Raw genomic sequence first — 10,650 nt, forward strand, 5'->3', positions numbered from 1 at the left:
GCGGCAGGCCGGCCCGCCATCCGCGTAAACCCGATGAGCATCGCATCGGTGGCACAATGCGCATCCGTTCGCCATTTCTTCACGAAGTCATGCTTCACCCCGACACCCGCGCGGCGCGTGCCGGCCGTGCCCGCGGCCCGCGCCGGAAGGCGTTCCGATGACCGCGCCGGCCCGGGCCGGCCGCTACGCCGAGCTCGATTTCTTCCGCGGCCTCGTGCTGCTCGTCATCGTCGTCGACCACATCGGCGGCAGCATCCTGTCGCGCGTCACGCTGCACGCGTACGCGCTGTGCGACGCGGCCGAGGTGTTCGTGTTCCTCGGCGGCTTCGCGACCGCCATCGCGTACAACTCGCTCGCCGAGCGGCACGACGAGGCCGCCGCGCGCCAGCGCTTCATCCGGCGGGCGTTCGAGATCTACCGGGCGTTCCTCGTGACGGCCGGCCTGATGCTGCTGATCACCGCCGCGCTGAACGCGTTCGCGATCGACGGCCCGAACATGCCGACCAACGACCTCGACGGGCTGCTGCACAAGCCGCTCGCCGCGCTGCGCGACATCCTGCTGTTCCGCCGCCAGCCGTACCTCGCGTCGGTGCTGCCGATGTACGCGTTCTTCGCGCTGCTCGTCCCGCTCGCGCTGCCGCTCGCCCGCACGCAGCCGTGGCTGATGCTCGCGTTCAGCGGATCGCTGTGGTACGCGGCGCCGCACGTCGCGCGCTTCTTGCCGACCGTCGAAGGCGCGCCGTGGGATTTCAACCCGTTCGCGTGGCAGTTCCTGTTCGTGCTCGGCGTGATCGCGCGCTGCCAGCCCGTCTACCAGACGCTCGCGCCCCGGCCGCAGGGCTGGCTGCTGACGGCCACGTCGCTCGCGATCGTCGCGGCCGGCGCGTACTATCGGCTGCGCATCGAACCGTTCCCGACCGATCCGTCGATCAAGCAGAACCTCGGCGCGCTGCGGCTCGTGAACTTCCTCGCGATCGCGTGGCTCGCCGCCAAGCTCGTGCACCTCGGCTGGATGAAGAAGGTCGCGCACGCGATGCCGTGGATCGGCACGATCGGCCGGCAGGGGCTGCTGTGCTTCGTCGCGGGCACCGGCATTTCGCTCGCGGTCGATTCGCTGCTCTACCAGGCGACCGAAGGCTATCTCGACGTGCCGCTCGGCCTGACCGCCGACGCCGTCGCGATCGGGCTGCTGTATCTCGTCGCCAAACTCTACGGGCCGCTCGTCGCGCGGCTGCCGTTCCGTTCGCGGCCATGACGCGCCGCGCCGTCACGCGCCGCTGCTACGATAGCCGGCGCCTCTCCTGAAACGATTCGCCATGCGCCGACTCGCCCTTCCGCTCACCCTCGCCCTCGCCCTGATCGCCGGCGCCATCGCCACCGCCCATGCCACGCCGCCGGCACAGGCGCCGGCTGCCGCGCCGGCGGCATCGCCCGCGCCGCCGGCCGTCCAGACGGCGACGACGCCGTCCGCCGCGCAGGAGCCGTCCGTCAATCCGGGCAGCAGCGTCGTGCTGCGCACGTTCCGCTCGGCGTCGCTGAAGCGCGACTGGTCGTACACGGTCTATCTGCCGCCCGGCTACAACCCCGAAGGCGCGCGCTACCCGGTGATGTACCTGCTGCACGGCAACGCGGGCAACGCGAACGACTGGGTCACGCAGGGCCGGCTGCAGGCCACCGCCGACACGCTGATCGAGCGCCACGACATCCCGCCCGTCGTGATCGTGATGCCGCAGGGCGGCACCGACTGGTACGTCGATCGCAAGGAGAAGATGCAGAGCGCGTTTCTCAACGACCTGCTGCCGGAAGTCGAAGCGCACTTCGCGGTGTCGAACCAGCGCGCGGGCCGCGCGATCGGCGGCGTGTCGATGGGCGGCTTCGGCGCGCTGCGCTTCTCGCTGCTCGAACCGGGGCTGTTCTGCGGCGCGATGCTGCTGAGCCCCGCGATCTATGCGAACGAACCGCCGCTCAATTCCGCCGCGCGCTACGTCGGCGTGTTCGGCGACCGGCAGTTCGATTCACGCGTGTGGCACGAACTCAATTACCCGGCGCTGCTGCGCGGCTATTTCGCGCGCAGCTGGCGCGTGCCGATGTTCATCGCGGCCGGCGACGACGACCTGACGATCCAGGCGGAATCGAGCGTGCTGTACACGCACCTGCGCCGCGCGCAGAACCCGGCCGAGCTGCGGATCGTCGACGGCGGGCATACGTGGGACGTGTGGCGCGGGTTGCTCGGGCAGGGGTTGAAGTATGCGCTGGAGTGTGTGAAGTGAAACGCGCCTGAGCGCGCCCGGCAAGGCGGCCGGCACGTATGCGCTGCCGGGCCGCCCCGCTTGCGTCAGACTTCCGCTCCAATCGTCTTCGCCATCCTGAGCGCCAGCGCATACCCGGTCAGCGTCGGATTGACCACCGACGAACTCGGGTGCACGGCCGTACTCGCGATGAACAGGTTCGGGTGATCGTGCGTTCGGCAATCGCGATCGACGACCGAATCGGCCGGATCGTTGCCCATGATCGTCGTGCCCATGATGTGAGAACTCGGCACCCACGCATGGATGTCGTTCACGATCTCGGTCGCACCGAACACCTGCTGGAAGTCGCGGTAATCGTCGAGCACTTGCGACGCCGCTCGCAACGAATAGTCGTACACGTCATAGTCGGTACGCGGCGTCGGCAGCCCGAGTGCATCCTTGCGATCGCTGAGCGTCACACGGTTACGCGGGTCGGGCAGGATCTCGACGTAGCTCGCGATCTTCAGGTAGCGCGCCGCGTCGTGGCGGATCCGCGCATCGAGCGCGTCGCCGACGACACCTTGCGCGATCAGCCGCCGCGTGACGATCTCGTTCGGCACGGTGTTGTCGAGGAAATGCCGGATCGCGCCGTGTTCGCGACGAAACGCGCCGTCGCGCCGCGTGTTGATGCTGCCCTGCTGGGTCGGGCCTCGCCCGGCCCACACCGGTTCGCGCGCGAGCATCGCGATCGCGCGGCCGGTGTGCCCCATCATGTTGCGGCCGACCTGGCCCGACGTGTTCGCAACGTCCGACATCAGCAGCAGCTTCGGAATCTCGACACCGTGCGCCGCGAGCACGAAGGTCCGCGCGGTCAGGCGCGTGCTTTTGCCATCCGGCGTCATGTAGTGGATCGCGGCGATCTTGCGCCCCTCGCCGCGCTCGATCTTGTAGACGACCGCATTCGTCAGCAGCCGCGCACCCTGCGCGACGGCGCGCAGCACCGGGCGATCGCCGGAGAATTGCGCGCCGATCGGGCAGATCGGCGCGCAGTTGTTGTTGCCGGCGCAGGTCGGCCGGCCCTCGTAGGGTCGCGTCGCGCGCGCGTTGGGTTCGTCGACGAAACGATGGCCGATCGTCGCGACCTTTTCCGCGACCCGCTGCGTCAGGTACGACCACGGCTGCTGCCGCATCGGGTACGGCTTCGAGCGCGGCGGGAACGGCGCCCCGCCTTGCCCGCTCTGGTCGTCGGTGTCCGAGCCCGACACGCCGATCTGCTCCTCCGCGAGCTGGTACCACGGCTCGAGCTCGTCATAACCGATCGGCCAGTCGCGCCCCTGCCCATACAGGCTGTGCAGCCGGAAATCGTTCGGCAGCATGCGCCACGTCGCGCCGCCCCAGTGCCAGGTCGTGCCGCCGACGAGCCGCAGGAACGACGGCTTCTGCAGCACCGGGCCGACGCTGTCGATGTAGCGATCGGAATAGCGGCCGGTGGACGACTTCGGCGCCCACGGCAGATCCGGGTACGGGCCGTTGTAATCCGACTTGTTGCCGTAATTGCGGAACGCGCGGACGAGCTCGGCCCGCTTCACCTCCGGCCCCGCCTCGATCACGATGACGGACTTGCGCTGCTGCGTCAGCGACTGCGCGACGGCGCCGCCCAGGATGCCCGCGCCGATGACGATGACGTCCGCGTCATAGGAACTGCTCATGATTTCGATCCTTGTTCGAAGGCTGCTCAACCGGCTTCGGCGGCCGGGCGCGCGGTCCAGTACTCGGGGCGCGCGCGGATGTAGGTCGGAATAACCGTGACGTCGCGGGTCGGCTCGAACATCAGCGCGGTTTCGTAGCCGACCATGCGCGCCTGCCCGCCGTGACCGACACTCCCGGTGTAGAAGGCCTCGATGATGGCCAGCGCCGCCGCGCGCAATTGCGGGGCGGCGACACCGAGCGTGCGCACGAACGTATCGAGCGGCTGCGTGCCCGAGTCGATCGCGACGGCAAGCGCGCGCAACCGCGCGGGGAATTCGCGATCCTGCTCGACGAGACCGTCGTAGACCGACTCCACATAGCGCGACGGAAGCGCCGAGCGACGCGTCAAGTACGCGGCCACACCGGCAAAGTCCCGCAGCGGCGCGGCCTGCGGTGCGGTCGCGGCGCGCGCGATCAGCATGCCGGCCGGCAACGCGACGGCAAGCGCCGCACCGGCCGACAGCTTCACGAGACGGCGACGCCGCGCATCCGGTTCGCCGGTCACATCGAAATCGTTCATCGCGTGCATCTCCTGTCAGTGGGCGGGCGCCGTGCGGATCTTCGCGACCTCCGCCGCGCTCACGCGAGCCCGGCCGTTGCCGAATCGTTCGCTCAGGTAGTTCACCAGCGTCACCACTTCGTCATCGTCGAGTTCGGTCTGGAACGCCGGCATGAAGTAGTGCGTGGTGCCGTTGTTCACGCTCGCGCCGTGCATGACGACCTGCAGCAGGTTCGACACGGTGGCGGTGCCGACCGCGCTGTTGGCGAACAGCGACGGGAAGAAACCGTCCGTCGTGCCGGCGCCCGTCATCCCGTGGCAGCTCGCGCAATGATCGAGGTAGAGCGACGCGCCGGCCGGCGTCCGGCCACCCGCCGCAGCCGCGGCGCGTATCGCGACGTAGTCGTCGGTCGGGCGCCCCTGGGTCGAACGCGGCGCGGTATCGGCGCCCGTCGCGGCGGCCACGGTCGACAGATACACGGCGATCGCGTTCAGGTCGCGTTCGCTCATCCGGCTGAAACTGTGCTCGACCGCCTCCGCCATCGGGCCGGCAGCCTGTGCCTTGCCCGGTACGTTGCCGGTGCGCAGGTACTGGACGATCTGCGCGGTCGTCCACGTGCCGATGCCCGCGTCGCGATCGTGCGTGATGTTGAACGCCTGCCAGCCGGCGAGCGGCGCGCCGGCGAGATAGCCGACGCCGGTTTCGTCGTAGGCCAGCTCCTGCATCCCGATGCCGCGCGGCGTATGGCAGGTACCGCAATGCGCGGCGCCCTGCACCAGGTAGGCGCCGCGATTCCATTCGGCGTCCCGCCCGGGTTTCGGCACGTACGCGCCTTCGCGCAGATACAGCGCATTCCAGATCTTCAGCGGCCAGCGCATGGTCAGCGGCCACGGGAAATCCGGCGCGCGATTCGGCTGACGCACCGGCGCGACGCCCTGCATGAAATACGCGTACAGGTTCGCAATGTCGTCGTCGCTGAACTTCGTGTACGACGGGTACGGCATCGCCGGGTACAGGTTGCCGCCGTCGCGCCGCAGCCCCTTGCGCAGCACGTTCGCGAAGTCCTGCTCCGAATAGTTGCCGATCCCCGTTTGCCGGTCCGGCGTGATGTTGGTCGAGTAGATGTCGCCCATCGGCAGCGGCATCGCGAGGCCGCCCGCGAACGGCTGGCCGCCCTGCACCGTATGGCACGCGACACAGTCCGCCGCGACGGCCAGCGCCTTGCCCGCGGCGATGCGATCGGCCGCCTGCCCGGCCGCCGACGCGGGGTCCGTCGCGATGAGGAAAAACACGACAAGCACGGAAAGGCCGGGCAAACGCATGGACATCGTTCCTGGAAGAATCCGGTGAGAAAAGCGGTTCTGCGCGCGCTTGCGATGCGGCCCTCTATTTGTACAGAGCAACCGGCTGCGTCGCGTGGCCGCACTATATCATCTTCTGTATCGATACACTAAATCGATACAGTTTCGCCGTTCGAGCAATAATCGATGAAGATCCGACGAGCGACGCGCGGTCCGTCATGCGATGCAATGCCGCAGGAACAGGCACGTCGCGCATTTCGACTACATTGCCGAAGTGGCGACGCCATCGGTCGTCGCCTGCCTCCCTACACCCAACCCGCAGGAAATCCAGCCATGTCTGTCTCGAAGAAATTCGCCGCCGTCACGGGCGCCGGCTCCGGCATCGGTCGCGCCGCGGCCATCGCGCTCGCCCGGGCCGGCTTCACCGTCGCGCTGCTCGGACGCACGGAGGCGTCGTTGAGCGAAACGCAGAACGCGATCCGCGCCGCCGGCGGCGACGCGCAGGTGTTTCCCGTCGACGTCACCGACGAAGCGTCGGTCGACCACGCGTTCGCGCAGATCGCGCAACGGTTCGGTCGGCTCGACGTCCTGTTCAACAACGCCGGTCGCAACGCCCCGGTCGTTGCCCTCGACGAATACGAACTCGACGTGTGGAACAGCGTCGTCGCGACGAACCTGACCGGCGTCTTTCTGTGCGCGCGGGCCGCATGGCGGCTGATGAAAACGCAGACGCCGCAGGGCGGCCGAATCATCAACAACGGCTCGATCTCGGCGCACGCGCCGCGCCCCGATACGATCGCGTACACGGCGACCAAGCATGCGGTGACCGGAATCACGAAGTCGCTGGCGCTCGACGGCCGCCGGTACAACATCGCGTGCGGCCAGATCGACATCGGCAACGCGGCCACCGCGCTCACGGAACGGATGACGCAAGGCGTCCCGCAAGCGGACGGCAGCCTGGCGCCCGAAGCGCGGATGGACGTCGCGCATGTCGCGAACGCAATCGTCCAGATGGCGAATCTGCCGCTCGACACCAACATCCTCACCATGACGATCATGGCGACCGCGATGCCGTTCGTCGGGCGCGGATAGCGCGCGCCGCGGCCCGGGGCCGGCCCACGCCCGACGGCAGCGTTCACGCCCGGGCCGCTATCGAACCGCCCCGTTGCGACGACGCTGAATGCCGGCGCGTGCAGGCAGCTTCAGTGAGGCAGGCTGATCGCCTGCCGTTCATCATCGAGCAGTTGCGTCAGCGAACCGTGCAACCGCTCAAGGCTGCGCGGCGGGAGGGCGAAGCTTGCCCAGCCGAGCCCGCTATGGCGCATCAACAGCACCACGCCGCCCTCCAGCGGATGGCGCTCGGCATACCAGCAAGGATCCATTTCCGTCACGAACTGCTGCGCATGCGGCGGACGTTCCGGCACCGCAGGCCGCATCGACGCGCGCAGCAAACTCAAGTACTGGATGACGGCATCCACATCTTCCGGATCGAGCACTGCCGCGCCCCGTTCGATCGACATCAGCACGACGAGCTTGCCGCGCTCCTCGATCATCTTGATGCTCAACGGTTGTGCCATTTCTGTCGTCCTTGCCGCGGTTACGTGATCCCATTATCGATCTCGGTACTCGTCTGCCGCCTGAAGATTTGTGATCCGCGCATGAATCTTTTTTTAGAAAATTTTCAGAAAACGCGCCGCGCCATCGCCTGTCGGGCTCCACTGCTTTCTAAACGAAATTTCATCCGGCCAGCGCTGTTTTTTTAGCGCCCCCCACCCGCGTGCCTTCCATAATGAATTCGCTGCCCGCCCCGGCAGGCGCGGCGCGATGCGTCGACGTAGCCGCTGAAGACGGACGCGCCCCCCATTTCCGGCAACTCCATTCCTCGCCGATCATGAACCAACTGCAAGCGATGCGTGTCTTCACGCGCGTGGTCGAGTTATCGAGCTTCAGCCTCGCCGCACGTCAGCTCGGCATGTCGGCCGCCGCGGTCACGCGCAGCGTCGGCATGCTCGAGGCCCATCTGAACATGCGCCTGTTGAACCGGACCACGCGCAGCCTGTCGCTCACCGAGACAGGCCGCGAATATCTCGACGGCTGCCGCACGATCATCGAGAAGCTCGACGAGATCGAATCGAATCTCGCGCAGGTCAATCGCGACCCGCACGGTACGCTGCGCATCGCCGCGTCGGCAACCTCGGTTGCGGCCGGGCTTGGCGCGCTGCTGTCCACGTATCGCATCGAGCATCCGCGCGTGCGCTTCGACGTGACGACCTTCGATATCCAGGTCGACATGGTGGAAGGCGGCTACGACGTGTGCTTCTGTGACGATCACCGCCTGGTCAACTCGACCTTCGTGTCGCGCACCTTGACGAGCGTGCGCGACGTGATCGTCGCCTCTCCCGGCTACCTCGCGCGCCACGGCACGCCGGTCGAGCCGGTCGAACTGAATACGCACTGCCTGCTGACGGTGTCGAACGGCGCCGCGCGCAACTGGGAGTTCTCGGATGTCGACGGTTCGTCGCGCATCTATACCGGCAATGCGCTGGCGTCGACCAGCAACACGATGGTGCGGATCGCGGCACTCAATCACATGGGCATCGCGCAATTGCCGCATCCGCTCGTGGCCGACGATCTCGCGAGCGGCACCCTGGTGCCGATTCTCGAACGCTACGACGTGAACGGCGGCCCGCGCCGCGTATCGATCCTCTACCCGAGCCGCAATTATCTGTCCACGAAAGTGCGCAGTTTCATCGACTACGTGGTCGATCACTATCGCACGCCCGAGCGCACCGCCATGCAGCTTGCCGCGGCCTGATTCCGCCGGATCGCGTACGCCATGGCCCACATCCTGACGATCGAAGACGATCCGCTGATCGCCGATCACATCGCGCACACGCTGCGTGCCGCGGGCCACCAGATCGACATCGCGCGCACCGGCCGCGACGGCATGGCCCGGGCGATGAGCGCGAACTACGACGTCGTCACGCTCGATCGCATGCTGCCCGACCTCGACGGGCTGACGATCCTCGCCACGATGCGCGGCGTCGGCCTCGATACGCCGGTCCTCGTGATGAGTGCGATGTCCGGGGTCGACCAGCGTATCGAGGGGCTGCGCGCCGGCGGCGACGACTACCTCGTCAAGCCGTTCTCGCTCGAAGAGATGTGCGCACGCATCGACGTGCTGATTCGCCGGCGGCCGCGCGGCGCGCGCGTCGAGACGGTGCTGCGCGCCGGCGAACTGGCGCTCGACCTCGTGCGGCGACGCGCCACGCTGGGCGCGCGCGAACTCACGCTGCTGCCGACCGAGTCCCGCGTGCTCGAATTCATGATGCGCAACGCCGGCCGCGTGCTCACGCGCACGATGATCTTCGAGGCCGTGTGGGGCTGCCGCTTCGATCCCGGCACGAACCTGATCGACGTGCACATCGGCCGCCTGCGCAAGAAGGTGAACCGGCCCGGCGCGGCGCCGCTGATCCGCACGATCCGCGGCTCGGGCTACATGCTCGGTTGAGTGCGCCCGCACCTTAAAACTTGTTTCATCTTTTTTGCGACCCGTTGTTAGGGGCTGCTCCGCAGAATGCGGTCAGCGGTTGCGCATCGGTGTTTTCCCGAAGATGCGCACATCCGGCTCTTCTTCACGACGCTTTTGAACGGAGCAGCACCTCATGCTGAAAATTGTCCGGCTCGCGCTCACGCGGCCCTATACGTTCGTCGTACTGGCGCTGCTGATCCTGATCGCGGGCCCGCTTGCTGCGGTCCGAACGCCCATCGACATCTTCCCGGACATCCGCATTCCGGTGATCAGCGTCGTGTGGAACTACGCCGGCCTGCAGCCGGACGACATGTCCGGACGCGTGATCACCTACTACGAGCGCACGCTCGGCACGACGGTCAACGACGTCCAGCACATCGAGTCGCAATCGTTCCGCGGCTACGGCATCGTGAAGATCTTCTTCCAGCCGACCGTCGATATCCGCACGGCGACCGCGCAGGTCACGTCGATCTCGCAGACCGTGCTCAAGCAGATGCCGCCCGGCACCACGCCGCCGCAGATCCTCAACTACAACGCGTCGACCGTGCCCGTGCTGCAGATCGCGCTGACCAGCAACACGCTCGACGAACAGAAGCTCGGGGATTACGCGGTCAACTTCATTCGGCCGCAGTTGCTGTCGGTGCCCGGCGTCGCGATTCCGACGCCGTACGGCGGCAAGACACGTGAGGTGCAGATCGACCTCGACCCGCAGGCGCTGCAGTCGAAAGGGCTGTCGGCGCAGGACGTCGCGCACGCGCTCGCGCAGCAGAACCAGATCATCCCGGCCGGCACGCAGAAGATCGGCCGCTTCGAATACAACATCAAGCTCAACAACAGCCCGCTCTCGCTCGACGCGTTGAACGACCTGCCGATCAAGTCGGTCGGCGGCACGACGATTTATATCCGTGACGTCGCCCATGTGCGCGACGGCTACCCGCCGCAGGGCAACATCGTGCGCGTGGACGGCCACCGCGCGGTGCTGATGAGTATCCTGAAGAACGGCTCGGCATCGACGCTCGACATCATCGCCGGCGTGAAGGCGAAGCTGCCGCTGGTCGAACAGACGCTGCCGCCGGGCCTGAAGCTCGTCACGATGGGCGACCAGTCGACCTTCGTGAACGGCGCCGTCAGCGGCGTGGCGCGCGAAGGCATCATCGCCGCCGCGCTGACCTCGCTGATGATCCTGCTGTTCCTCGGCTCGTGGCGCTCGACGCTGATCATCGCCGCGTCGATCCCGCTGGCCGTGCTCTCGGCGATCGCGCTGCTCGCGGCCACCGGCGAAACGCTCAACGTGATGACGCTCGGCGGCCTCGCGCTCGCGGTCGGGATTCTGGTCGACG

10 protein-coding genes are annotated in these 10,650 nt (G+C 67.4%); 6 read left to right on the top strand and 4 right to left on the bottom strand.

The window, feature by feature from the left end; all coding sequences use genetic code 11:
• The first annotated feature begins 157 nt into the window (after positions 1–157).
• Both JMF90_RS09400 and JMF90_RS09405 read left to right on the top strand, forming a co-directional pair.
• Positions 158–1,255 carry an OpgC domain-containing protein gene (locus JMF90_RS09400; protein WP_011547513.1) on the top strand — a complete coding sequence of 366 codons (1,098 nt, stop codon included), beginning with the start codon at positions 158–160 and terminating at the stop codon, positions 1,253–1,255.
• A 61-nt stretch (positions 1,256–1,316) separates the two neighbouring features.
• Positions 1,317–2,270: an esterase family protein gene (locus tag JMF90_RS09405; protein WP_011547512.1), complete on the top strand. Its 954-nt coding sequence runs from the start codon at positions 1,317–1,319 to the stop codon at positions 2,268–2,270.
• A 65-nt stretch (positions 2,271–2,335) separates the two neighbouring features.
• On the opposite strand, the gene JMF90_RS09410 is transcribed toward JMF90_RS09405, so the two are convergent.
• From JMF90_RS09410 to JMF90_RS09420, 3 genes are read right to left on the bottom strand one after another with little or no spacing between them, the layout of a single operon-like run.
• Positions 2,336–3,937, bottom strand: a complete 1,602-nt coding sequence (locus JMF90_RS09410; RefSeq protein WP_011547511.1) for a GMC family oxidoreductase — start codon at positions 3,935–3,937, stop codon at positions 2,336–2,338.
• A 26-nt stretch (positions 3,938–3,963) separates the two neighbouring features.
• Positions 3,964–4,497 (bottom strand): sugar dehydrogenase complex small subunit, encoded by a 534-nt coding sequence (locus tag JMF90_RS09415; RefSeq protein WP_011547510.1) that lies wholly within the window; start codon positions 4,495–4,497, stop codon positions 3,964–3,966.
• 15 nt (positions 4,498–4,512) lie between these two features.
• The gene (locus JMF90_RS09420; protein ID WP_011547509.1) at positions 4,513–5,799 is read right to left on the bottom strand and encodes a cytochrome c; all 1,287 of its coding nucleotides are present in this window, start codon (positions 5,797–5,799) and stop codon (positions 4,513–4,515) included.
• Positions 5,800–6,111: 312 nt separating this feature from the next.
• Here JMF90_RS09420 and JMF90_RS09425 point away from each other — a divergent pair, with 312 nt between their 5' ends.
• On the top strand, positions 6,112–6,870 hold the full coding sequence (locus JMF90_RS09425; RefSeq protein WP_011547508.1) for an SDR family oxidoreductase: 759 nt from the start codon (positions 6,112–6,114) through the stop codon (positions 6,868–6,870).
• 110 nt (positions 6,871–6,980) lie between these two features.
• Here JMF90_RS09425 and JMF90_RS09430 read toward each other — a convergent pair whose 3' ends face one another.
• Positions 6,981–7,355, bottom strand: coding sequence for a hypothetical protein (locus JMF90_RS09430; protein ID WP_011547507.1), 375 nt, complete (start codon positions 7,353–7,355; stop codon positions 6,981–6,983).
• Between the two features lie 314 nt (positions 7,356–7,669).
• On the opposite strand from JMF90_RS09430, the gene JMF90_RS09435 reads away from it, so the two are divergent.
• The 3 genes from JMF90_RS09435 to JMF90_RS09445 all read left to right on the top strand — a co-directional run.
• Positions 7,670–8,593 (top strand): LysR family transcriptional regulator, encoded by a 924-nt coding sequence (locus JMF90_RS09435; protein WP_011547506.1) that lies wholly within the window; start codon positions 7,670–7,672, stop codon positions 8,591–8,593.
• A gap of 21 nt (positions 8,594–8,614) precedes the next feature.
• Positions 8,615–9,289, top strand: coding sequence for a response regulator transcription factor (locus tag JMF90_RS09440; RefSeq protein WP_011547505.1), 675 nt, complete (start codon positions 8,615–8,617; stop codon positions 9,287–9,289).
• 154 nt (positions 9,290–9,443) lie between these two features.
• Positions 9,444–10,650 (top strand): efflux RND transporter permease subunit (locus JMF90_RS09445; protein WP_201325065.1); only part of this gene is annotated, 1,207 nt, incomplete at its 3' end.

It is taken from the genome of Burkholderia sp. E168m23 (genome assembly GCF_016586125.1).
GTDB classification, from domain to species: Bacteria; Pseudomonadota; Gammaproteobacteria; order Burkholderiales; family Burkholderiaceae; genus Burkholderia; species Burkholderia orbicola.

Bases quoted from the DNA above. Each gene is read 5' to 3' on its own strand.
- JMF90_RS09400 (WP_011547513.1), top strand. From the start codon at position 158: ATGACCGCGCCGGCCCGGGCCGGCCGCTACGCCGAGCTCGATTTCTTC.
- JMF90_RS09405 (WP_011547512.1), top strand. From the start codon at position 1,317: ATGCGCCGACTCGCCCTTCCGCTCACCCTCGCCCTCGCCCTGATCGCC.
- JMF90_RS09410 (WP_011547511.1), bottom strand. From the start codon at position 3,937: ATGAGCAGTTCCTATGACGCGGACGTCATCGTCATCGGCGCGGGCATC.
- JMF90_RS09415 (WP_011547510.1), bottom strand. From the start codon at position 4,497: ATGAACGATTTCGATGTGACCGGCGAACCGGATGCGCGGCGTCGCCGT.
- JMF90_RS09420 (WP_011547509.1), bottom strand. From the start codon at position 5,799: ATGCGTTTGCCCGGCCTTTCCGTGCTTGTCGTGTTTTTCCTCATCGCG.
- JMF90_RS09425 (WP_011547508.1), top strand. From the start codon at position 6,112: ATGTCTGTCTCGAAGAAATTCGCCGCCGTCACGGGCGCCGGCTCCGGC.
- JMF90_RS09430 (WP_011547507.1), bottom strand. From the start codon at position 7,355: ATGGCACAACCGTTGAGCATCAAGATGATCGAGGAGCGCGGCAAGCTC.
- JMF90_RS09435 (WP_011547506.1), top strand. From the start codon at position 7,670: ATGAACCAACTGCAAGCGATGCGTGTCTTCACGCGCGTGGTCGAGTTA.
- JMF90_RS09440 (WP_011547505.1), top strand. From the start codon at position 8,615: ATGGCCCACATCCTGACGATCGAAGACGATCCGCTGATCGCCGATCAC.